Here is a 25,869-nt window from a genome sequence, read left to right as displayed (position 1 = left end):
GTATTGCCGAGGCTTGCCATTCAATCATAATGATATAAATATGAAAAAACAACTTCTTATCTCTTTGTTCTTACTATTGACTTGCCATATTAAGGCGCAGTCCCCTGTTTATCTTTTCTCCTATTTTATAGGGAATGGTGCAGATGGATTACATCTTGCCTATAGTTTAGATGGACTCCAATGGGAGCCCTTGAATCAGGGGAAACCTTTTCTAAAACCTACTGTCGGAAAAGATCAATTGATGCGTGATCCCAGTATTTGCCAAGGCCCTGATGGGACTTTTCATCTCGTATGGACTACCGGCTGGTGGGATAAAATTATCGGATATTCCTCCTCTAAAGATCTTGTGAATTGGACAGTACAAAAATCAATACCCGTCATGATGAATGAACCCGAAGCAAAAAATGCCTGGGCTCCAGAACTTTTTTACGACAAAGCAACGAAAGAATATTATATCATTTGGGCTACGACGATCTCTGGTAGACATAAAGAAGTACTGACCAGTGAAAGCGAAAAAGGATTAAATCACCGTATGTACAGCGTAACTACAAAAGATTTTAATAAGTTTTCAAAAAGCAAGCTTTTTTTTGATCCAGATTTTAGTGTCATTGATGCGGCCATTATACAATCGCCGAATAAGGAATATGTCATGTTTTTGAAAAATGAAAATTCTAACCCCCCTGAAAAAAATATACGCATTACTAAAACGAAGACTCTAACCAAAGGTTTTCCGATTGCTGTTTCTAAGCCGATTACGGGCGATTATTGGGCCGAGGGACCAGCTCCATTGCAAGTTGGACAATATATGTATGTCTATTTCGACAAATATCGTGATCATAAATATGGTGCTGTGAGAAGCAAGGACGGTATTAACTGGGAAGATGTCTCTGATCAGGTCAGTTTTCCGAAAGGGATTCGTCATGGGACAGCTTTTACCATAAATCAAACGGTTTTGGCAAACCTATTAAAGATAAACCGATAATTAAATACGTTATATCCTGACCGTATAGTTGTTAACAGTGCAGTACAGGTTGCAGCGCTATAAATAGATGGTTAATTTCAGATAACGAATTCAATACTTACGAAGATACTTATATATACGTAAATAGTTATATTAGAGAACATTCATCACGGTTTTTGCTAGATTCAAAACTACTTATTGAAGGTTCCTCTCGACTTTAAGAATAAAAAATCCAATAAAAATCAAATGAAGAAAATTCTCTTTTCCATGTTTTTGGCAAGTATTGTGTTGGGTACACAAGCCAAAGTCAAACTGCCCCATGTTTTTGGTTCAAATATGGTACTTCAGCAAGATAAACCAGTGGTTATATGGGGGCACGCGGATCCTCAGGAGAGCGTTGAAGTCAAATTGAAAGGTTTAACAAGAAAAACAGTGGCGGATCAGAAAGGAACATGGAGAGTTACCTTTACAGCACAAAAGGCAAGTTTCGATGCATTTACGATTGAAGTGAAGGGGGATAATACACTCTTGTTGGAAAATGTTGTGGTTGGTGAAGTCTGGTTATGTTCGGGGCAGTCCAATATGGAGTATACGATGCAATTACGTAAGGGGTATAAGAAGCCTGCTGTTGGAGTTGATCAAGCGGAGGAAGAATTGCGGCAGCCTGAGAATTCAAAAATTCGCTTATTCCTTGTTGCGAAAAAGAAGGGGGAACAGACGGATGTGGAGACCAATGGATGGGAAATTGCTGGTCCGAATTCGCTTGCACAATTTTCAGCTCCGGGTTATTTCTTTGGAAAGACGTTGCAACAACAGCTGAATGTTCCTGTGGGGCTGATTAGTTCATCTTGGGGTGGCAGTAGGATAGAGCCTTGGACACCCTTGGAGGCCTATCAAAACTCAAGTACGTTTAAACAGGAGACGCAAAATGGTGAAACGAAAATTGAAAATGCTGTTGCTGGGGAGATGTACGAAGCGATGATTCGTCCATTGGCGCCTTTTGCCATGAAAGGCTTTATCTGGTATCAAGGTGAAAGTAATCTGATGTTTGAGGATACACGTTATTATGCAAAACAAAAATTGCTAATTGATACCTGGCGTAATAGCTGGAAGGACAAGAATATGCCTTTCTACTATGTTCAGATTGCACCTTATTATTATAGTAAGAGAAATGATAAAATGAAACATAATGCAGGCGCATTGCCTTGGTTTTGGGAGATCCAGACAAAATGTATGGACATTAAACATTCGGGAATGGCTGTAGTTACGGATTTAGTCGATGACCTTTCTGATATACATCCCTCCTATAAATGGGAAGTAGGACGCCGCCTGGCATTGTGGCCTATGGCTTTTGACTATGGCCTGAAAAATACTGTTTTTTCGGGACCACAATATAAAAGCAAAAAGATCGTAGAAGATCACATTATTTTGAATTTTAAGCATGTTGGCAGCGGATTACAGTGTAAAGGGGATCAATTGACCTGGTTTGAGATCGCAGGACAGGACGGCAAATTTGTACCCGCTGAAGCGAAGATCGATGGCAATCAAGTGATTGTATCTGCAGTATCGGTAAAGTCTCCAAAACAGGTTCGCTTTGGCTGGAATGAAACAGCTCGTCCCAATTTTTTTAATAAAGAAGGATTACCGGCATTGCCTTTTAGAACAGAGTAGTGTATTTTTGTTCTTTTTCTATTGAAGTACGCTACTTTTGAAGTTATCAAGTTGTTACTGAAATTACGAAGTTGTAACTATAGTTGTCATCCAGTAATAGACGGTTGTTATAAAAAAAGGTTTTCAAACGGGGAGAATGAAAACCTTTATAATAACCAATTAATCCTAAATTTATGATAAAAAATATGATGCTTTTTTATGGGTTTTTCTTTACTATAACTGGCGTAGTGTCATGTAAAGTATTCACCATTGAAATTGGGAAATAACCAATTTAATACGACAAGTTTAGGTATACGGAATGAATTTGTCATCCTGTGCTGTTCTGCTTGTGTGAATAAATCAAAATGACCTAAGATGAATTTAATATATTCGTTTGAAAGTCATTGGCGTTTATATTAAGTTGAAAATTTGTAAATTTGGTCGCTGGTTAAGTGTTTAAACAGCATACTACCTTTCCTTTTGAAAAGTTAACAATGGATGCTACCGCAGAAAATAAGCTAATGATTTCGCTTTCCCATGGAGACGAGCACTCTTTTTTTGCTTTATACGAGCGTTACAGCCATGCCCTATTTTCCAATGTTTTCAGAATGGTTAAAGATAGGCAAATCAGTGAAGAGATTGTACAAGATGTATTCCTAAAAGTCTGGCAAAAGAGATCCACTATTGACCCCACTCGAAGTTTTAAATCTTGGATTTTTACGATTGCAAAAAATGATGTTATTTCTTGGTATAGAAAATTAGCTAAGGAAACTGCACTGCAGGAAAATTTATATCAACATTTCGAGCAGCTCTACGTTATGGACAAAGAGGGCGATATGCGAGAACAACAGTCCGCATTATTAGAAAGAGCGCTCAATACCTTAAGTGAGCGCAGGAAAGAAATCTTTGTTTTATGTAAAATAGAACAAAAGAGTTACGAAGAAGTTGCTAGAAAATTGAATATTTCCGTATCTACTGTGAGTAATGCCATGGTCAAATCCAATCAACATATTCGCCAATTTGTGCAGGATCACTATGATGAGATTTTAATCATTCTTGTTACGTTCTATTTTTTTTAAAAAAAATACGATAGCGATAGTGTTTTTGCTAATAAGTTGCGTATTAACTTATAGATATGGCAAAAAAAATAGAAAATATTTACAAGAGCTATTTGAATGGAAGTATTAATCGTGTTGATCTCGATACGCTGCTTCTATATTTTGAGAAAGCCAGTGATGATGAATTGAATGCGCTTACTTCCTTCGCTATTGACGATTTTGAGGCAGATCACGTCCAAGAATCTTTTGCTGCGCATATCCCAGTCATTAGGCAACGATTGGAAAATAAACTGAATGAATCCAAAAAGCAGCCTATCCGTTTAAGATATAGAAAGAGCTGGTGGGCGGCAGCGTCCATTCTGTTTGTGGCGGGATTGGCCACATGGTTTTATGCGAAACAAAATACCAAGCATTCCGATGTGATAGCCCCTTCGGAACCTATTTTATATGTTAAAGATAAATCTGGTAAAGAAATAGCCATTTTGCCGAAAACAGACTCGATTTGGGCAGTAGGCGATATTGCATTTTCTCGGATCGACAGTCAAACTGTAAAAGTAATCGCAGTAGGTAAAAATCCAAGTTTGCAAACGATATATACTCCCAATTCGGACTTTAGGCTAGTTTTGGAAGATGGCAGTAAGATTACCATGAACGCTGCATCCACCTTACGGTTTCAGCTCCCCTTTACCCCCGCTAAAAGAGAAGTTTCTTTGGAAGGAGAAGGTTACTTTGAAGTCGCCCATGATGCGCGAAGACCATTTAAAGTAAATGCTGGTGCTGCAAAAATCGAAGTATTGGGGACTGTATTTAACGTGCGAAATTATGCGAGTGATGGGCGAGTTACCACATCTCTCATGTCTGGACGGATAGCCTTAAGTAAATCGGGGACCTCCGAAAGAATTGTCCTCCGTCCCGGCGAAACAGCTGTAACCGATCAGAAAGGAATACATATCGAAAATTTGGCTCCTAAGCAAGCTGTTGCTTGGACGATTGGATACTTTGATTACCGGGATCAGTCACTTCGCCTTATCTTGTCAGATATGTCCAGGTGGTATGGCGTAGATATCGATACCATCACGCTACCTACTGATCAATCGATCTATATGAAGGTCCGAAAAAATATTCCATTACAGGAAATGTTGAATCTATTGAATGAAGCAAGTGGTCTGAATTTTCAATTGAACAATAAAAAAATCACATTAAAAACTACTCATAAAAAATAACAACTAAATAGTACATTTACCTTACTCTACCATGTCACACCTAACCGAAAAGCAACCGGTATTTTTGCGGAAATACCTGAGTTTGGTTGCTGGAATTGCCTTGATGAGCATGATTGACCCCTATGAATTACATGCGCAACAGGTACAATTGAATTTTAAAAATGCCGATGTCAAAGAAGTGATTACAAGTTTATCGGATCACTACGGCTATGAATTTGTATTTGACGGCAATCTGCTCAAATCGGCGCACCCGATCAGTGTTAATCTGAAACTATCGAGCGTCGAAGATGCTTTATCCATTTTGTTTAAGGATCAGCCCTTCGGCTATCGTTTGGAAAACAAACGGATTATTCTCTATCGTAAAGCTGTGTCAACCATTAGTCAGCTTTTACGCGGAAAAGTAATAGACAGTTTGGGTAATACTATTCCCGGCGTGTCTATTCATAATTTACAGGATGATAGCCAGACGATGAGTTCCGGAGATGGTGATTTTGAATTGAACGTTGCTAGCTCAGACATCCAATTGTCTTTTAGGCATGTTTCTTTTAATGAAAAGGTCATGCACTTCAGTCCGGAACAAATTGCTCGGCCCGTCCGTGTGATGTTGAGTGCAAAGGAGTCGATGCTCAACGAAATTATGATAACGGGATATCAACGCATCAGCAAAGAACGTAGTCCTGGAGCTTATACCGGTATCAGCAATGATCAATTGAACAAACAGATTAATACCGATTTGACTTCCGCGTTAGAAGGTCAGGTAGCTGGATTGACCTATATCAAAAATCCAACGCGCTCCGGTGCAGACAGCCCCGTACTTCGGGGCATTGGCACCTATTCCAGTCAGGTGACCACCAATCCACTCATTGTTGTCGATGATTTGCCGACGGAGTTTACCTTGAACGATATTAATCCCTATGACGTTGAGTCCGTTACCGTTTTGAAGGATGCGACAGCAGCGTCCATTTACGGTGCCCGTGCGGCCAATGGGGTTATCGTCGTGACCACCAAAAAAGGGAAAGGGCAAGGTGTTTCCGTGAACTTTAATGTGGACCAATTCATCACGCAGAAACCGGATATTTCCAAAATGCACTATGCGCGTACATCGGATTTAATCGATTATGAAATTGATGTATATAAGAAGGAGTTATCCCGTTATGCGAACAGTGAATCGCTATTTAATTACTATGGAAAGCTGGGAAGTGGCAGTCTAAAATATTATTCACCACTGTATGACCTATTTCGAAAAGAATCCATTGGTGCGATTAGTCAGCAAGAACGCGAGACAACGATCAATTCATGGCGGAGCAACGATTATATCAAGGAGTTTACGGACAATGTTTGGCAGAATGAAACACGTCAACGTTATAACGCGAGTATCGCCCAAAACTCCAGTAAGAGCAATACCTTTGTTTCTTTTAATTACGATAAGGGTAAGGGACAGGCGGTCAATGAAAAGAATGATAAATTCAACCTTTATTTGAAGTCGGGCTTTAATTTGACCAAATGGTTGTCTGCAACAGTGGGACTGAATGGTACGTATACAGTAAATAAAGAAACCGACGGCGTTTACAATAATGTGTTCTTGCAACCACGTTATGCTCGCATCAAAGATGAGGGTGGCAACTTAGTCTATACGCCGTACGTTGAATTGCCCAGTTCAGTAGGACCAGGCTCTGCCATTAACGGCGAAACGGCGGAACAAATTGCTGCAAATGGAAATCTAAAAAGTACATCCTTTAATGTGCTTGAGGCATTAGGAGAGGGCATTGAAAGTAACAAAAGTTTAGGCCTTCGTGCTTTTACATCGTTGCGGGCCAATATTTACAAAGGACTTTCTTTTCAGACACAGTTTTCATATGAACTGGGCCAAGCAGCACGTGAAAGCTTCTACGATGAAGATAGCTACATGATGCGCGTTGCGTCAAATGCGATGGTCAGTTACAATGATGCGACGGGTATTTATACCAAGAATTTACCTGCTGGAGGACGTTACTATCAATTTGAGAGCAAACGCTATAGTTACACCTTTCGGAATCAGTTTAACTACGATAATACCTTTGGACAATATGGTCAACATCAACTGACAGCATTGGCCGGATTCGAGATGCGGCAGTCACATGTACCACGCTCAATTGAACAATTGCTTTTAGGGTACAATCCAGTAACATTGACTTCGACCACAATTGATTGGGCAACCTTAAGTAAAACAGGAATAACGAGTTATGTGTATGGGGGAAACAACCGATTATCTGATTTGAATGGCGGGGCGCAAACAGAAACTTTACATCGATATACTTCGCTTTATGCTAACGCAGGTTATACATATAATAATAGATTTAACTTGACTGGAAGCATACGGGTAGATCAAGCAGATCTATTTGGTGTAGATCCAAAGTTTAAATATCGCCCTTTATGGTCCGTCGGAGCGGGCTGGAATGTCAGCAACGAAAGCTTTATGAAAAATGAAGACTGGTTGAATTCACTCAAACTGCGGGCGACATATGGTATTACCGGTAACGTGGATCAAGCCAGTTCCAGCTATGGAACTGCAACGTGGAAATCGGATAAACTTTTCCCCTATTTGCAGTATTTGGAACAAAGGTCACTGCCAAACCCCATGTTACGCTGGGAAAAAACAACAACAACCAATTTAGGGATGGATTTTTCGATTTTCGACAACCGGCTTTCGGCTAGTATCGATGCCTATAATCGATATAGCTCGGATTTATTGATTAATTCTGTTCTCGATCCTACGGTGGGGGCCAGTTCACGTGTGATTAACAATGGTGCACTACGCAATAAAGGGATTGAGTTTAATATCAATGGTGTGTGGTTGAAAAAGAAAGATTTTACGGCGAGTACACAGCTGGTATTTTCCTTTAATAAGAATAAGGTGGAGAAAGTGAATGGCTTAACTTCTACAGCCCAATCCTATGTCGGTTCACCAAGTAATTACTTTTTTGAAGGAAGTAGCTATAATTCAATCATGGCTTTTCGCTATGGAGGCATGGTGAATGGCTATCCTTATTTCTTGGATCAAAACGGTGAATCAAATGTTGTCTTTGATGAGAACGGTACACCGACGAGCATCAAAGAAATTACCTCGCCGGAGGCACTGGTGAATATGGGGACCTTGTTTCCTAAATATACAGGTTCTATCAATCAACGTTTGCGCTATAAAGCATTTGATCTGTCTGCGATGTTCATTTTTTCGGGCGGACATAAACTGCGTAAAGATGCGATCGACTTAGCAAGTGATAAGCTGACAAACGCGGGTTTGGTCAATCGATGGGCCGAAGGTGCAAATAATGATTATCCAAGATTACTGGTTGATTATCCAGACAAATTACGTACCGATGCGAGCAAACTATCTACCTTATGGCGGAACAGCGATAAGCAGATTGTTTCTGCAGATTACATGAAGCTGCGAAATGTGGCGGTGGGTTATCAATTACCAAAACAATTAGCGCAGAAAGCGGGGATGCAAAACGTCAAATTAACCTTGCAGGTGAATAATTTGTGGACCTGGACTGCGGCTGGTGATGATATCGATCCAGAAGCCTATTCGCTCAATAGCGGAACACGTAATTTGCCGCTGGCTAAATCATTCCTCATGGGGCTTTCATTAACTTTTTAATCTGAATCTACGATGACTTTTAAAACTTTAGCGGCGGCATTTGTGACTCTAGTGGTCTTTTCCGCCTGCGACAAATACCTCGATATAACACCAAAAGGCTCACAATTGGTGAGCACCGCTCAAGATTATTACGATTTGGTCGCTTATCCCAATAGGGGCTATCCGATTAATAACTTTCAATATTTGGTCGATGACCAGTATATGAAGGAATCCAATGTAATCGGTTTGACGCCTAATATGAATACCATTAACTTTTTGTTCCAAGAACAAGAGGATCGGGTAAGCCGCATCACCGCATCTAGCTTTTACAATCAATGTTATAAATATATTGCACAGTGGAATATGATTATTTCTTTGGTTGATGAAAGCACAGGAGATAGTCAATTAAAGACCCTGGCCAAGGCTGAGGCCAAGATGTTTCGGGCCTTTGATTATTTCCATTTGATTAATGTCTACGCAAAAGCCTATGACGCGAAGACCGCTTCTCAGGATGGCGGTGTCTGCATTATGGATAAATATGACCTTGAAGCTAAGCCGGCAAAATCAACGGTACAGCAGGTATACGATTTTATCCAAAAGGATATTGAGGATGCTTTGCCCTATTTGCAGGAGAAACCTACGAATCCCTATCATCCGTCACTGGCCTTTGCTTATGCATTGAAGGCGAAGGTGCATCTTTTCAAAAGAGAAGTTGTTGAAGCGCAAGCTGCTGCAGAAAAAGCCTTGCAGCTTAATGGACAGCTAATTGATCTTGTTCAGTATGAAAAGTTAGGGGGGCCGAGCAAGACGCCTATAATCGCTGAAAATAACCCGGAAGTATTAAGCTATATGTATGTGAATGGCTATACGGAGATGAATTTTGGTTATAGCTATATCTTAAGCCCAGAATTGACAAGTATGTTTGACAAGGAAGACAAACGCTTTAGTCTATTTTATACGACCTCAAATGCCAGTTTTCTGGATATTGGCGCTGGAGCAAGTTACTACAACGTGAAATACACTGCTTTTTTCTTCCCCACAGTGGGACTGAAAACACCGGAGATTTATCTGATGTTGGCCGAATGTTATGCCCGTCAGGATCAATTTGCCAAGGCTATTAACATGTTGAATACCTTACGTAAAACCCGGATCGAAGGCGATAAAGCAATACTGGTGGTTCCAACGACCCGAAAAGAAGCGATGAATCTAGTGATAAACGAACGCCGTCGGGAATTGCCAATCGGTTACCATCGTTTTTTTGATTTGAAACGCTTGAATCTTGAACCTGATTATGCCAAAACGCTTGTTCGTGTGTTCCCGATTGTCAATAAGACGGTGGAGCAAAAGACCTATACATTGGCCCCAAATTCACGAATGTATATTATTCCATTTCCATTGGATGCCATGAAGTTAAACCCAAACTTACGGTTGAACACTGATGAAACTGTACCGTTTTAATATATGCTATTACATTACACATGAAAAACAAAATTATCTATAGTACCCTTGCCTTGCTTTTGTCTGGCGGTATGGTTCAAGCCCAACAGAGCCTGAGCAAGACAGACACCGTAAAATCAAAAAATGACCTGAATGAAGCTTACAGCAAGATTTTAAATAAGAAAAAAAATGCCCGGTCTGGGGTTTTTAACGTCGTAGAGTCGGAAAAGAAATGGTATTTGGAAATACCGGACAGCTTGTTGAACCGTTATTTTCTGACGGTAACACGTTTGGTTTCAGCCCCACAGGGCTTCTCCATGTATGGTGGTGAAAAGCTAAATGAGCAAACACTTTATTTTGAAAAAGGCTTGGGGGACCGTATACAGTTGCGGGCAACAATTTATAAACAAGATGCCCCAGAAAACGATGCCATACGGACCGCTTTAGTGCAGTCTCAGGAAGATCCAATCATCGCGATTTTAGATATCAAAGGACTTAATGCGGCAAGCAACGGCTATCTTATTGATGTGACAGATCTTTTTCGGAAAGACAATGCCGCAATTTCATTTGATAGTAAGATAAAAAGCGAAAATAAGCTGTCCTCATTGGCGGATGACCGATCTTTCATTACAGACATGAAGGTCTTTCCCATCAATTTGGAAGTAAAAACAACAAAAACCTATTCGTCGACATCTGGCACACCAGCGGCAAGCTTGACTGGGGCAATGACTTTTACAACCAATACCTCCATGGTACTGCTTCCAAAGGAGCCGATGAAAAAACGGATTTTCGACGAACGTGTAGGGTATTTTGCGAACAAGTATATCCTATTCACAGATAAAGATCAACGTTCTAAAGCATTAAATTTTATACAGCGCTATCGCCTTGAACCCAAAGCGAAAGACGTATCACGTTATTTAAAAGGTGAGCTGGTTGAGCCCCAAAAGCAGATCGTGTATTATATTGATCCGGCAACACCTAAAAAATGGCGTCCCTATTTGATTGCGGGGATCAATGACTGGAACAAGGCATTTGAACAGGCGGGATTTAAAAATGCGATCGTAGGCAAAGAGTGGCCCGAGCAGGATACGACCATGAGCCTTGAAGATGCGCGTTTTTCCGTTATCCGTTACTTCGCTTCTGAAAAAGCAAATGCTTATGGGCCGCGGATCTCAGACCCTAGAAGCGGTGAGATTATTGAAGCGCATGTCGGTTGGTATCATAATGTCATGAAGCTCGTCCAGCAGTGGTTTATGGTACAAGTGGGACCATTAAACAAAGCTGCTCAAAAAATCCAGCTGGATGACGAAGTGATGGGGCAGTTAATTCGCTTTGTTTCCTCACACGAAGTGGGACATAGCTTGGGGCTACGGCATAATATGGGGGCGAGCAGCCAAACGCCGGTGGAGAAGTTGCGCGATAAGAAATGGGTTGAAAAACATGGACATACCGTTTCGATCATGGATTATGCCAGATTCAATTATGTCGCCCAGCCAGAAGACAACGTTGCGCTTGCCGGAATATACCCACGCGTAGGCATGTACGATAAATGGGCTATTCAATGGGGGTATCAATATCTTCCACAGTTTGCGAGTGGTGAAGAAGAGCGTGGTTATCTTACAAAACAGGTGACAGATAGTCTGATGGTCAACCCAAAGCTATGGTTCGGTGGGGAAGGAAACAATGAAGATCCCCGTAGTCAGAAGGAAGATCTGGGCGACGATTCTATGTTGGCGAGTACCTATGGTATCAAAAATCTGAAAAGAGTAGTTACTCATTTGGTAGATTGGACTCATGAGCCTGACGATGATTATAGCAACCTAAAAGATATGCATAAAGCTGTCCGCGGGCAATTTAATCGCTATTTATATCATGTGCTAAAAAATATCGGAAGTCAAGAGATTACGAATAAAGTCCGGGGTCAAAAAGGAGCCGTCTACGCAGCTGTTCCCAAAGAAAAGGTAAAAGCAGCAGTACACTATGTAAATGATAATGTATTTGTGCCGCCCTTGTGGTTGTATCCTGACAATATACAGTCCCTTATTGGAATAGACGCCAATAAAGAAATCAATGATCAACAAGAGCAGATGCTCAACATGCTGATGAGTCCCGGTTTGCTTTATAATGTTTATGTCAAGTCTCTAAGCAATGAAGATCCTTACACCTTGAATGAATATTTGGAAGACGTTGGTCATGGAGTATGGACATTGCCCGGCGGGGATCTTCGTATTGATGCCTTCAAACGTGGCCAGCAACGCTATTTTCTGGAGCGGGTAAATCAAGTTGTCAATCCGAAAATCGGACCAGGGTCGGATATCATTACGCAGGCGCAGCGCAGTGACGTGCAACTCTATGTCAGAAATTATTTGCCTAGTTTGATTGAGCAGATCAATCTGCTTAATGCCAAGCAAACAGGTCAACTCAATAAACAGCATCTGAATTTTATGCTGCAAGAAATTAAACGTATTCAAAATCAAATAAACAAAGATTAAAATGAAAAGTAGATTTAAAAAAATATATGTGGCATGTGTGATCGGCTTCATGCTGGTTTCTTGCCAATTAAGCCAAGGGCAGGATAATGCACAAGCACAGCGCGACAGATTATTTAAGGCCTACATGGAAGTTAAAAAGGATATTACAAATGAGAATTTTGCCGGTGGTAAGGAGCATGTAGTTCAGTTAGAAAAAGAAGTACAGAGCTTTCGGTTAAAAGGTCTGCAGCTTGACGATATGATACGCCTCAAGAAGGTCAGTCAGACCATGAAGGCAGATGCTGCCGGCTTGAAATCTGCGCAGGATATGAAGGCAATGACTGTTTCCTTCTCTGCAATTACGCAATCCCTATTTACCATAATGGAAACGATGAAATGTACAGATGAAGCCATCTACTTACAATATTGTCCGATGGAAAAAGGTTATTGGTTAAGTTACGACAAGGAGATTGAAAATCCTTACGCAGCTTCCATGCGTAATTGTGGACAATTGGTTAAGGGCATGACGACAGAAGATTATCCCAAGCCCGTAGCCTGTCATTAAGGATCTTCAAAGAAATTACAACAATTCAGGTAAGTTCAGGACACTAAAGTGTCCTGAACTTTTTATTTTAGGAGCTTGCAAACTCAATGAATAAACCTATGCTTAAAATTCGAATAGCCTTCCTTACATTGCTGTGTGTTACGACCGTCCTAATGGCCTCAGCACAGACGCAGAAAGAAATACATTATCTTTCGGGAACAGACAATATTCACACGGTCAATTGGGACTTCTGGGTCACAGGTGGACGTAAAGCAGGGAAATGGGATAAGATTGCGGTGCCGAGTCATTGGGAACAGCAGGGATTTGGGGCTTACAATTATGGTCGGGATTATGTGACCTATGGAAAGAATTTTGTATTTCACGATGAGAAAGGTCTGTATCGGCATCAGTTTACTGTTCCAAAGCATTGGAAAGGGAAGAAAATAAGCTTGGTTTTTGAGGGGTCGATGACGGATACTGAAGTCAAGATCAACGGTCAGCTGGCCGGAGATATCCACCAAGGTGCTTTCTATCGGTTTAAGTACGATGTTACCGACAAGATCACCTTTGGCAAGGCTAACATATTAGAAGCCACTGTATCGAAGATGTCTTCCGATAAATCCGTTAACAATGCGGAGCGTCTGGCGGATTATTGGATTTTAGGCGGTATTTATAGACCGGTGTACCTTGAGGCGACGCCACAGGAACATATCAGCTGGACAGCTATTGATGCAAAAGCAGACGGAACTTTTCGAAGCAACGTGTATTTGGAAAGTTGGTCTAAGGCCAATAATCTATCGGTAGAGATCAAAGATTTGAAAGGTAATCTGATCGCAGCTCAGAAATTTCCGATTACTGCTAAGGATTCAGTGAAATTGGTTGAGATGAAAGTAGAAAAACCGCTGTTATGGACAGCGGAGACACCAAACCTATATCAGGTCACTTACACGCTATGGAATGGCAAGAATAAAGAATATCAATACCAGGATCGTTTTGGTTTCAGGACGATAGAAGTGCGCGAGGGGGATGGCATCTATGTCAATGGGGTGAAAGTGAAAATGAAAGGTGTCAATCGTCATGTATGGTGGCCCGAAACCGGACGTTCGGTGAACGCCCAATTGGATCTGAATGATGTTAAATTGATCAAGGAAATGAATATGAATGCGGTGCGCTGTTCGCATTATCCGCCAGATCGGTCATTTTTAGCTTATTGCGATTCACTGGGCTTATATGTGTTGGATGAATTGGCCGGGTGGCAAAAGGCATACAGTACCGTTGTAGGTAAAAAGCTGGTGCAAGAAATGGTTATCCGCGATGCCAATCACCCTTCTATCATACTTTGGAGCAACGGTAATGAAGGTGGGCACAATAAAGAACTCATAGACGAGTACAAAAAATATGATCTCTCCGCACGAACAGTGATCCATGCACACCATAGACCGGGGAATGCAATCAATGGAATCGACTGCAACCATTATGAAGACTTTTATTCGACCAAAAAAATTCTGGAAGGTCCTAATATATACATGCCGACCGAATTTCTCCATGCACAGGATGACGGTGGTGCTGCTGCAGGATTGGCGGATATATGGGAGTTGCACTGGAATGCCAAATTAGGTGCAGGCGGATTTATCTGGGACTTTGCAGATGAGGGTATCGTACGGACAGATTTCAATAATGTGATTGATGTCAACCGGGTAAATGCCCCGGACGGAATCCTTGGACCACATCGTGAAAAAGAAGGAAGTTTCTATGCCATTCGGGAGATCTATGCACCTGTGCATATTACGATGAAGAAATTACCTGCTGATTTCAATGGAACTATTCCAGTAGAAAATCGTTTCCACTTTACCGATCTAAAAGCGTGTCAATTTGAGGGTAAACTGATTACTTATCAACAGCCCTATGCGGATGAATCTGGCATGGATTCGGTGCTAAACCTAAAAGTAAACAGTCCTGTAGTGGCTCCTACGCAAAAGGGGGCTTTGCAATTGAATCTGCCTGGTGACTGGAAGCAGTATGATGCGCTGGTATTGACAGCTACTGATCCACAGGGTGCGGAAATTTATACCTGGACATGGCGGGTAAAATCCAATCAAACATTGACTACTGAAATCCTACCTTTGAAATCTTCTGCGGATGTTGAAGCGAAAGAAGACAGTGTGAATTACATCCTTAAGGCAAATGGAATAACCGCTTTTGTTTCTAAAAAAACAGGATTATTGGTTGATCTGGCCAATGATTATAGCATGAAATTGGCTTTCAATAACGGTCCGGTGCTGATCGATGGTCAGTCAGAGCTAAAGAGCGCTAAACGTTGGCGAGAAGGGAAAAATGAGGTGGTCGAGTTTATGTTTGATGGTAATCTAAGCTTTATCCGTTGGACGATGCGTCCGGATGGTTGGTTGAAACTCGATTATGCCTACAACATGAAAAAAGCAGTACCTTATGCGGGAGTAAGCTTCAACTTTCCTGAAAACTATATTATCGGAGCCAAATGGTTGGGAAATGGTCCTTACCGCGTATGGAAGAATAGGTTGCAAGGAGTTACGCTAAATACATGGGAAAAAATGTACAACGATGGAAAGGCTGGTATTGGGCCATGGACATTTCCTGAATTTAAAGGCTACTTTTCGGATGTCAGTTGGGTACAATTCAATACCGTGCAAGGAAAGTTTTTGGTCGCAACAGATCAAGATGATCTATTTCTTCGGCTGTTCGAATTTTATGGAATTTCAGGTCCCAAAGGATATCCGCAATTGCCTACTGGAGATATTTCCTTTTTGGACGCTATTCCGCCTATTGGAACAAAGTTGGCCCTAGGGATCAATGGTAATGCAGCAGTGAATGGACCTGCAGGAGAGCCGAATCAAATGGATAAAAAAATAGACCGGACACTCTATTTTTACTTTGGTACACCGAAGGGAGAAAAAGAAAATACCCAATTCGTGATGCCTAAAGTAAATGTATTGACTGATTAATGTACTGGTTCATACATAAAAAAGGGCTTTTCTATTTAATAGAAAAGCNNAAAAAAAAAAAAAGGCTTTTTTTTTTAAAAAAAAACCCCCTTTTTTATGTATGAAGATTTATTGTATCAGGTTTATTGAATGATTTCATGGTGCGAATCTCTTTAATGAGGAGAGATTGGAAACCAATTCAGTATGGCCTGTTATTCTTTGTAGGAGAAATCCTTAACATATTGATTTTGGACTGCAGTTGAGGTTATTTTTTTGAGTCGTACATTCTTCAATTGAACCGTCTGAATGGAAAGTTCCGAATTGCCGTTGATTTTTGAAATAAATTGACCCACCTCCGCTTGGATGTTCGAAAGATAGATATTCGATATTGGCGTTAGTTTTTTTACTTTGGTTGGAACCAGGTTGCGCCATTGATAGAGCACATCTGTATCTATCCCTAGGATTCCCTCTTTTACATTTTGGGCTTTGATATTTGAAAAATAAATGTTTTTGACATAGCCGCCCATACGTTCATTGGTTTTGATGAACAGTAAATGCATGAGTTTCTCATTAGGCAATACTGTACAATTATTTACATAGATGTTTTCGATGCCACCCGATAGCTCACTCCCGACGGCAAGTAGTTGGTGACCGTCACGGATTTCACAATTGCGGATGACGACATTTTTTGTTGGTGTTTTTAATCGCCAGCCTTCCGGATTCCGGCCCGATTTCAATGCAATAGCATCATCACCTTGGTCAAAAATACAATTCTCAATCAATACATTCTGACTCATTTCTGGGTCGATCCCATCATTGTTATGACCATGGGCATAGATGTCGATCCCACGTACAAGGACATCTTTCGTTAAGTAGAGGTGTAAGGTCCAAAAAGGACTGTTTCGGATTTTGATATCCTCTACCCGAACCTGTTGGCAACGGTTGAATTGAATAAATTGCGGTCTAAGGTTGGATGTATCATTGACCATAAGGCGTTGTTCGACAGGTATCCCTTCTTGCGCCCAATTATAGAGATTTTTGATACTCTCCATATGTGGTTTCGGTCTTGGAAACCATTTCTCCCAAACAGTAAGATCCGCTTTTATGGTTCCCTTGCCGGTAATGGCAACATTGCTTGCTTCATAAGCATAGATCAATGGAGAATAGTTATAACACTCCAATCCTTCCCAACTACTGTGAACGGCAGGTAAATAGTCCTTTGGATCTCCAGAAAACAGTAGTGTTGCTCCCTCACTGACATGTAAGTTGACGTTACTTTTTAAGTGTATGGCCTTGGTGAGCCACTCGCCTGGGGGAATAATGACATTCCCTCCAGCTCTTGTCGCCAGATCAATTGTTTGAGCTATTGCAGTGGACGTACTTTCCTTATCGCCTTGGCGTGCACCAAAATCGCGGATATCGTAGTTTTTACAATGCTCGAAATTGGGAACCTTAAACGTTGGGATTTCAAAAGGAGCCTGAATGTTGATCTCTTCCTGTGCGAGCTTGCCTGTTTGTGCAAAGCTTAAGCCAACGAAGGATATTGATAATAAAATGATTGTAAAGATTGATTTAAATGTCATAATTGATCCGTAATGTATTCTGAAGGAGGTACTAGCGCTAATTGCTCCAAAACAATAATTGTTAAAAATAAAGAACAATCATAGGAGAACCTAATTTTGCAAAGCAGGACAGTACAAGGTGGTGTGCTGCATAAAAATAGGGAGGTACATATACAAAGTATTTTGAAAGGGCACTGATTTCATGTTGGAGACGCTTTCTTGCGGATAAGTTATGGACAAATTCCTACCAACTCCTGACTGCAAGCGAGTTGTTAAAACGACGTCAACATGGTATCTCAACAATTAAAAGGTGGACTCAACGTGGACTCACTATGGACTCAAGGTGGTTTCAGTCAGGAGTTGATGATAAGTTAGTAGGGAGTTGGTGATAGGGATTCTATAACAAATATATTACGAAAAGCTTTGAATCCTTGCTATTAGGCTCACTGTCAGGAAAAATGAGTGCTTGCTGACTGTGTATCTGGTTTGTTCAGGATACTACAGGACAGCTCTTCTTAAAAATGTTGATACTTTTAGATTAGCTACTCATTAAGCATATTTTAATGCGCTAATCAATCTTTAAAAGCCTTCCAATACATGAATTTTAATTGTTGGGCTAGGGAAAACATATTTATAAACTAAATATTATGAAAAAATTCTTTCGATTTTTACAGTTACTAACATCAATTGCGGTTTTGTCAAGTGCGCAGGCGCAGGATAAGTTCCCAGATAGAACAGTAATCTCAAAGTGGTTTGAGACGATAAAATCGACCAACATAGAAACGCTCGGAAAGAAATTTTTGATCACGGATTTTGGTGTAACGACAGATAGCACCATCGTGCAAACGGCCAAAATCCAGCAAGCAATTGATAAAGCCTATGCCAGTGGTGGGGGAGTGGTCGTTGTACCTAAAGGTATCTATTTGAGTGGGTCATTATTTTTTAAACCAAAGACACATTTGTATCTAGAAGAAGGTGCTGTACTGAAGGGAAGTGATGATATCGCAGATTTTGCATTGGCTGAAACCCGTATGGAGGGGCAAACAGTAAAATACTTTATGGCACTCGTCAATGCAGATCAGGTGGATGGATTTACAATTTCAGGCAAGGGTACACTCGATGGGAATGGGTTACGCTACTGGCGGTCTTTTTGGCTTAGACGGCAGTTTAACCCAAAATGTACAAATATGGACGAGATGCGCCCGCGTTTACTTTATGTGTCCAATAGCAAAGATGTACAGATTTCGGGCATTCGCTTGATCAATTCACCGTTTTGGACCTCCCATTACTATAAATGTGAAAACCTCAAATTGATCGGTTTGCATATTTCAGCACCAAAGGAACCTGTCAAAGCGCCTAGTTCTGATGCGATTGATTTGGATGTCTGCCGTAACGTATTGATTAAGGATTGCTACTTGTCCGTCAACGATGATGCGATCGCATTAAAAGGTGGGAAGGGTCCGAATTCCGATAAGGATTCTAACAATGGTCCGAACTCAAATATCATTATTGAAAATTGTTTTTTTGGATTTTGTCATAGTGCACTGACGTGCGGAAGTGAATCTATTCATAGTTACAATGTGATTTTTAGAAACAACACGCTGGATAAAGCGCGTAAGCTGTTGCAGCTTAAGATGCGCCCGGATACACCACAGGAATATGAAAATATTTTGATTGAAAATGTAAAAGGAAATGTCAATAGTATGTTGTTTATCAAACCCTGGACCCAATTTTTTGATTTGAAGGGCGAGAAAGATATCAAAATGTCCTATGCGAGAAATATTGTGCTGCGTAATATTGATCTGGATTGCGACATTGTTTTTGATGTTCTCAATTCGGAGCAATATGTACTGTCGGATTTTACATTTCAAAATATGCATGTCCGTGCCAGTAAAGATCCTGTTATTCACAAGGAGTACATTAAGAATTTTATCCTAAACAATGTAACGGTTAATAATAAAAAGCAATAATATGTACCAGCATATTGCTGTGATGTAGACCTTGAATGATGAAAACAAAACTTATTCTTTTGACAGGAGCACTGATCGGTTCTCTTGCCGTTTCAGGCCAACGCAAAATGGAGTTTTTGGATCGAGGAATGGTTGGTGTAAAAACTACGGATAACTCCGTGTTTTTGAGTTGGCGTTTGCTGGGTACCGACGATTTTAACACGGCCTTTGCTATTTATAGGCAGGAAGGAAATGGTATACAGAAAAAATTGAATAATGCACCTTTAACAAAGGGTACCAATTTTTTGGACGATCATGTTGACCTGAGTAAAGATGTAACCTACACCTTGGATATTGTGGCGGGTGGAAAAGAAAAGGAAGTTGCTAAACTTACTTTATCCAAAGATCAAAAAGTACAGCAATACTTGAATATTCCGTTACGCACCCCCAAAGGTTATACGCCAGGGGATGTTTCTGTAGGCGATTTAGATGGCGATGGGACGTATGAACTTATTGTTCATCAAACTGGTGTTGGACATGATAATGCGCACAATGGCATCACTTCAGAACCTATTTTTCAGGCATATAAACTGGATGGTACCTTTCTATGGGAAATCAATTTGGGTAAAAATATCCGGGAAGGAGCACATTATACCCAATTTATGGTGTATGACCTCGATAGTGATGGCCGTGCAGAATTGGTTTGTAAAACTGCGGATGGTACTAAAGATGCACTGGGACATGTTATTGGTGATCCAAAAGCCGATTGGCGTGATACCGTATCAAGTTCAAGAACTGTAGGCCGCATATTGAAAGGACCTGAATATTTAACCGTATTTGATGGGCTGACGGGTAAGGCGCTAAGTACCGTGGATTATCTACCTGAACGTGGGGATCTGCGTTCGTGGGGAGACACGAATGCCAATCGTAGCGATCGATTTCTAGCTTGCGTAGCATATCTGGACGGCATACATCCGAGTGTCGTGATGACGCGAGGGTATTATGAACGAACGGCCTTGGCGGCATGGGACTTCAAAGATAAAAAATTAGTGAGCCGCTGGGTATTCGACAGCAAAGTTCGTCAAGATCCTTATTCCGGTCAGGGGTATCACAATCTCACGGTTGCTGATGTAGACCAAGACAGTAAAGATGAAATTGTCTTTGGTTCGATGGTTATTGATGATAATGGTAAAGGTTTATATAGTACAGGATTGGGGCATGGCGATGCCTTACATGTGAGCGATCTCGATCCTGATCGTCCAGGACTGGAAATTTTTGGAATTCATGAACTGAAAGGGGGACGAAAAGGGACGGGGGTAGCCTTGTTGGACGCCAAAACGGGAGCAATGCTCTTTAAAAATGCAATCAATAAAGATGTCCCTCGTGGTGTTGCTGCAAATATTGATTCCGATCATAGAGGCGCGTACCTGTGGTGGCTAGGATCTGCAGCGATGTATGATACCAGAGGAAATATCGTCGGGCAGGCTCCGAGATCGACCAATTTTTTGATCTGGTGGGATGCTGATTTAAGCCGTGAGCTTTTAAACAGCAACTATATTGAAAAATACCAAAGCGGGAAAACGGAACGAATCTTTACAGCTACAGGAACATCGTCGATCAATGGCACTAAAAGCACACCCAACCTGAGCGCCGATATCTTTGGCGACTGGCGTGAAGAATTGGTCTTGCGTTCAGAAGATAACCAGAATCTCCGTATCTATACAACGACGATCCGAACAGAGCAACGCGTATATACACTCATGCATGATCCACAATATCGCTTGAGTGTAGCATGGCAGAATGTAGGCTATAATCAACCACCACATACGGGCTATTACCTTGGTGTAGGAATGGATCGTCCGGTTAAACCGAATATTCAGCTGGTCAAGTCCGCCCACAAGAAATAGAAGGGTTGGAAGTGCACGATTTAAATGGGTAGATTAAAAAGAAATAGATAAGTTAGCACACATGAAGCATACAATAAAATGGATAGGAATGGTATTGGTAGCCTTTCTTTTGATATCCTTCGCAAAACAACAAAATAAGCCTACGATTTATCTTATAGGTGATTCGACTGTGAAGAATAGTAATAAGGAGTATTGGGGCTGGGGAACATTGCTTCCTGAACTGTTGGATACTACACGTGTCCGAGTAGATAATCATGCGATGGCAGGGCGTAGCACAAGGACATTCGTCAAAGAGGGAAGGTGGGCAAAAGTTGACTCATTGTTTAAACCTGGTGATTTTTTATTGATTCAGTTTGGCCATAACGAAGGAAGTAAGCCTGATACGAGCAGACAGGGGTATCGCGGCGTACTGCGGGGGATTGGTCAGGACTCTATTGTATTGGATTGGGGAAATGGGAAGAAAGAGACCGTACGTACTTACGGTGAAAACCTACGTCGTTTTGTGATTGAAGCAAAGAAAAAGGGTGTAACACCGATCTTGTTATCCATGATTCCGCGCAACCAATGGGATGATCAAGGTAAAGTGAAGCGGGCAGATAAGGATTTTGGATTGTGGGCAAAGGAGATCGCGAAAGAACAGGACGTCGCTTTTTTGGATCTTAACAGTATTACTGCAGATAAATATGATCGGCTTGGCCCTGAAGCGGTAAAATCCGGCTATTTTCCGGGGGACCATACCCATACGAATAAAGATGGCGCGCGCGAAAATGCTTTATCAGTTGTCGAAGGATTTCGTAGGATTAAAAGTCAGCTAGTACAATATATTAAATAATAAAGAAGATGAAATTGAAATTGTTGCCATGGGCTGCGGTCCTTTTTGCTGTAATCAGCATGTCCTTTTTGGGACAACAGCATAAACCAACCTTGTTTATTATTGGTGATTCCACGGTAAAAAATGGGCAAGGAAACGGTTCAAACGGACAGTGGGGATGGGGAAGTTTTATTGGCCAGTATTTTAAATCGGATAAAATCAACGTCAAGAACCGTGCATTGGGCGGAACGAGTACACGAACATTTTATAACAACCCAAAACTTTGGCAGAAAGTGCTGGATAGCATACAGCCAGGTGATTTTGTTCTCATGCAATTTGGACATAATGATTCGAGTCCCATTGTGGATACGTTACGGGCTAGGGGGACGATAAAGGGGAATGGTGACGATTACCAAGAAGTGTATAATCCGTTATTGAAGCAACATGAAGTCGTGTATAGTTATGGTTTCTATTTACGACGCTTTGTGAAAAATATTCAAGATAAAGGGGCGACAGCAATTATCTGTTCGCCAATTCCGCGCAATGCTTGGGAAGGAAATCAGGTTCGTAGATCAGATTATGCGCTATGGGCTAAGGAGGCTGCGCAACAGGCTGGGGCATTTTTCATTCCATTACAGGAACTCGTTATTGCTCAGTATGAAACATTTGGAAAAAAGAAAGTAGAAACGGAATTTTTTGATCCGAAGGATGCGACTCACACGATTAAAACGGGGGCCTTGCTGAATGCCAAATTAGTCTCCGAACAATTGAAAGCACAGCCCAAAATCGGGCTAAAGAAATTTATGTAGTATGATGAAACCAATATTTACGCTGTGTCTCTTTTTTCTGTTGACACGATTGACACTGCATGCGCAGCAACGGCCAAATATTGTTCTGATCTTGGCAGATGATATGGGATATTCCGATTTGGGTTGTTTTGGCTCTGAAATTCAAACCCCAAATCTGGATAGAATGGCAAAAGATGGAATTAAGATGACCAACTTTTACAATGCTTCGCGTTGCTGTCCATCCCGAGCTTCTTTATTGACAGGTTTATATCCACATCAGGCAGGGGTTGGCGATATGATGAATAAGCGTCCTTTTCCAGCCTATCAGGGGTTTCTAAATAAAACTTCAGTGACTTTGGCCGAACTATTAAAAGGCGCAGGCTACGGAACCTATATGGCTGGGAAATGGCATGTGGGGCAGGAAAAAGAAAACTGGCCTTTACAACGTGGATTTCAACGGTATTATGGACTGATTGATGGGGCAAACAGCTATTTTGAAAACCGACCTTATCGGCCCAACCAAAAATTGACGATAGCCTTGGACAATGAAGCGATTGTTCCGCCAGCAGATTATTATAGCTCGGATGCCTACACGGATTATGCGATGACTTTTATTGGCGAGCATCTAGACACTAAAAAAGAGAACCCCTTTTTCCTGTACTTAGCTTTTCAGGCTCCACATTGGCCTTTACATGCCAAACCTCAGGATATCGCAAAGTACCGCGGTAAATATATGGAAGGATGGGATGCTGTCCGTGAAAGGCGTTTTGAAAAACAGCAGCAGTTGGGCTTACTGCCACCAACGACCAAATTGTCTCCAATGGATACCGCATTGCGAAAATGGAACGATTGCAGCTGGGAAGAAAAAGTAAAATGGGATGAAAAGATGGCTGTATACGCGGCGATGGTCGACGAATTGGATCAAAATGTAGGGCGATTGGTTGATTATCTCCAGTCGAAAGGACAATTGGAAAACACTGTTTTTATCTTTCTTTCCGATAATGGAGCGAGCAATGAAACAATAACCAATACTGGATTCACAGCTGATATTAGGGCTGCCAATGAATTTCCGGCCAGTCACCCACGTTCTTTTACCGCCTATGGAATAGAAGGTGCCGCGGTCAGTAATACGCCTTTCAAAAAATTCAAGCATTGGGAGTTTGAAGGAGGCAATGCAACTGGTTTTATCGCCTATGGGCCAAAGTTCCTGCCACAGGGAAAACAGTTTGATCTGCCGGCCCATTTGATCGATATCATGCCAACCTTGGCGCAGTGGTCGGGTGCAAACTACCCAAAGAACTACGCCGGTAACACGATCAAACCAATGGAAGGAATGTCCCTGCTTCCTATTTGGATGGAAGGACAGCGGTCTGCGGACAGGGAGATTTGTTTTGAACATGAGGGCAATAAAGGGGTGCGCAAAGGAAAGTGGAAACTTGTTTCCTCCTACCCTGAAAACAAATGGTATTTGTATGATGTCGAAAAAGATAGGAGTGAAACTATAGACTTATCGGCTACTTTTCCGAAAATATACCACGAAATGGTTCAGATCTATGAAAATTGGGCAAAAAGGGTCGGTGTGATACCCTACGAGCAGCTCGCTCAAAAACCTTCATGACTTCACAGACACCAACAGCAATGAAAGCGAAAGAAGGTTCTTTCTGGCCAATAAGATCAGACACTTTCAGAAAAAAAAGGGAACTCCCGTTATGAATAATTATAGCAAGAAAAACATGAAAATATTTAATACGTATACAGCAACTTTACTGATTGCGTTTTTCCTTTCGGCCTGTTCATCGACAAAAAAAGTAGTCGAACAGAAGAAGGAAATCACCGCTGGGGATGTACTTCAATCCTTGCAACTGACCAATCGCTATTTCATGAATAAATGGACAGACACGGGCAAACCCATCTATACCAACCGTTGGCGGCCAAGTAATATCTGGACCAGAGCCGTTTATTACGAAGGTCTCATGGCACTGTATCAGATTGATAAAAACAATGACTACTACAATTACGCGGTGGATTGGGGAAATAAACATGAATGGGGTATGCGCAATGGTGTAGAAACTCGAAATGCCGATGACCAAGCCTGTGGGCAAACTTATCTTGACCTCTATGAGATTGAACAGAAACCTGAGCGTATCCAGCAGATTAAAGCGAATATAGATTACATTATCAAATCTGGCAAAGTAGACGATTGGACCTGGATTGACGCGATACAAATGGCCATGCCAATTTATGCCAAATTGGGTGTAATGACCAAGGATCAAACTTACTTTGATTACATGTATAAAATGTATCATCATTCAAAAACGCAAGAAGGTGGTGGCCTGTATAACAAGGCCGACAAACTTTGGTGGCGCGATAAGGATTTTGTTCTTCCTTATAAAGAACCAAACGGTGAAGATTGCTATTGGTCACGTGGTAATGGATGGGTCGTGGCGGCTTTGGTCAGGGTACTTTCGTTAATCCCAGAAAACGAAGTACATCGTGCGGAGTATATGGCGGATTATAAAGCCTTGATGGAAGCGCTTGTTCCTATTCAAAGACCGGATGGATTCTGGAATGTCAGCCTGCATGATCCCACTAATTTTGGCGGGCGTGAAACTTCAGGAACGGCATTATTTGTTTATGGTATGGCCTGGGGTATCAATAATGGTCTCCTGGATGCTAAAATATATCGACCTGTTGTAGAAAAAGCGTGGAAAGCAATGACAGCAGAAGCGGTACACCCTTCAGGCTTCTTAGGCTATTTACAAGGAACGGGAAAAGAACCTAAAGATGGTCAACCTGTCAGTTTTTCCAGTCAACCGGATTTTGAAGATTACGGTTTGGGTTGTTTTTTATTGGGAGGTACAGAGGTTTATAAAATGTTGTCGAAATAAGTTGTCTCATTATTCATTCAGTGTGTAGCCAATAACTTAATTAA

General features: G+C 41.3%; 16 protein-coding genes. 15 read left to right on the top strand and 1 reads right to left on the bottom strand.

Features of this window, described 5'->3' with window-relative positions:
- Window positions 1-40 precede the first annotated feature (40 nt).
- The 9 genes from B4A24_RS00960 (at window position 41) to B4A24_RS00920 (ending at window position 15,941) form a co-directional block, all read left to right on the top strand.
- Complete coding sequence (locus B4A24_RS00960; protein WP_293941471.1) at window positions 41-982, top strand: glycoside hydrolase family 43 protein; 942 nt, start codon at window positions 41-43, stop codon at window positions 980-982.
- A 225-nt stretch (window positions 983-1,207) separates the two neighbouring features.
- Complete coding sequence (locus B4A24_RS00955; RefSeq protein WP_293941468.1) at window positions 1,208-2,632, top strand: sialate O-acetylesterase; 1,425 nt, start codon at window positions 1,208-1,210, stop codon at window positions 2,630-2,632.
- A 473-nt stretch (window positions 2,633-3,105) separates the two neighbouring features.
- On the top strand, window positions 3,106-3,690 hold the full coding sequence (locus tag B4A24_RS00950; RefSeq protein ID WP_293941466.1) for an RNA polymerase sigma factor: 585 nt from the start codon (window positions 3,106-3,108) through the stop codon (window positions 3,688-3,690).
- Window positions 3,691-3,746: 56 nt separating this feature from the next.
- A complete protein-coding gene (locus B4A24_RS00945; RefSeq protein WP_293941463.1) occupies window positions 3,747-4,892 on the top strand; it encodes a FecR family protein in 1,146 nt (381 codons plus the stop codon).
- 31 nt (window positions 4,893-4,923) lie between these two features.
- Entirely contained in the window at window positions 4,924-8,529 is a 3,606-nt protein-coding gene (locus B4A24_RS00940) for a SusC/RagA family TonB-linked outer membrane protein (RefSeq protein WP_293941460.1), read from the top strand.
- Window positions 8,530-8,541: 12 nt separating this feature from the next.
- Complete coding sequence (locus B4A24_RS00935; protein ID WP_293941457.1) at window positions 8,542-9,966, top strand: RagB/SusD family nutrient uptake outer membrane protein; 1,425 nt, start codon at window positions 8,542-8,544, stop codon at window positions 9,964-9,966.
- A 20-nt stretch (window positions 9,967-9,986) separates the two neighbouring features.
- A complete protein-coding gene (locus B4A24_RS00930) occupies window positions 9,987-12,437 on the top strand; it encodes a zinc-dependent metalloprotease (protein WP_293941454.1) in 2,451 nt (816 codons plus the stop codon).
- A gap of 1 nt (window position 12,438) precedes the next feature.
- The gene (locus B4A24_RS00925; RefSeq protein ID WP_293941451.1) at window positions 12,439-12,981 is read left to right on the top strand and encodes a hypothetical protein; all 543 of its coding nucleotides are present in this window, start codon (window positions 12,439-12,441) and stop codon (window positions 12,979-12,981) included.
- A gap of 98 nt (window positions 12,982-13,079) precedes the next feature.
- On the top strand, window positions 13,080-15,941 hold the full coding sequence (locus tag B4A24_RS00920; RefSeq protein WP_293941448.1) for a glycoside hydrolase family 2 protein: 2,862 nt from the start codon (window positions 13,080-13,082) through the stop codon (window positions 15,939-15,941).
- A 191-nt stretch (window positions 15,942-16,132) separates the two neighbouring features.
- Here B4A24_RS00920 and B4A24_RS00915 read toward each other — a convergent pair whose 3' ends face one another.
- Window positions 16,133-17,503, bottom strand: a complete 1,371-nt coding sequence (locus B4A24_RS00915; RefSeq protein WP_293941445.1) for a glycoside hydrolase family 28 protein — start codon at window positions 17,501-17,503, stop codon at window positions 16,133-16,135.
- A 626-nt stretch (window positions 17,504-18,129) separates the two neighbouring features.
- Between B4A24_RS00915 and B4A24_RS00910 the strand changes: the two genes are divergently transcribed.
- The 6 genes from B4A24_RS00910 (at window position 18,130) to B4A24_RS00885 (ending at window position 25,825) form a co-directional block, all read left to right on the top strand.
- On the top strand, window positions 18,130-19,452 hold the full coding sequence (locus B4A24_RS00910; protein ID WP_293941442.1) for a rhamnogalacturonidase: 1,323 nt from the start codon (window positions 18,130-18,132) through the stop codon (window positions 19,450-19,452).
- 38 nt (window positions 19,453-19,490) lie between these two features.
- Window positions 19,491-21,338, top strand: a complete 1,848-nt coding sequence (locus tag B4A24_RS00905; protein WP_293941439.1) for a rhamnogalacturonan lyase — start codon at window positions 19,491-19,493, stop codon at window positions 21,336-21,338.
- 61 nt (window positions 21,339-21,399) lie between these two features.
- On the top strand, window positions 21,400-22,170 hold the full coding sequence (locus tag B4A24_RS00900) for a rhamnogalacturonan acetylesterase (RefSeq protein ID WP_293941436.1): 771 nt from the start codon (window positions 21,400-21,402) through the stop codon (window positions 22,168-22,170).
- 8 nt (window positions 22,171-22,178) lie between these two features.
- Window positions 22,179-22,958 carry a rhamnogalacturonan acetylesterase gene (locus B4A24_RS00895; RefSeq protein ID WP_293941433.1) on the top strand — a complete coding sequence of 260 codons (780 nt, stop codon included), beginning with the start codon at window positions 22,179-22,181 and terminating at the stop codon, window positions 22,956-22,958.
- A 1-nt stretch (window position 22,959) separates the two neighbouring features.
- Window positions 22,960-24,555 (top strand): arylsulfatase, encoded by a 1,596-nt coding sequence (locus B4A24_RS00890; RefSeq protein WP_286862093.1) that lies wholly within the window; start codon window positions 22,960-22,962, stop codon window positions 24,553-24,555.
- Between the two features lie 115 nt (window positions 24,556-24,670).
- Window positions 24,671-25,825, top strand: a complete 1,155-nt coding sequence (locus B4A24_RS00885; RefSeq protein WP_293941428.1) for a glycoside hydrolase family 88 protein — start codon at window positions 24,671-24,673, stop codon at window positions 25,823-25,825.
- The last annotated feature ends 44 nt before the right edge of the window (window positions 25,826-25,869 follow it).

Source organism: Sphingobacterium sp. UBA7249, assembly GCF_002472835.1.
Taxonomy (GTDB): domain Bacteria; phylum Bacteroidota; class Bacteroidia; order Sphingobacteriales; family Sphingobacteriaceae; genus Sphingobacterium; species Sphingobacterium prati.
The sequence above is the reverse complement of the archived record's forward strand: the minus strand, read 5'-3'. Positions and strand labels throughout refer to the sequence as shown.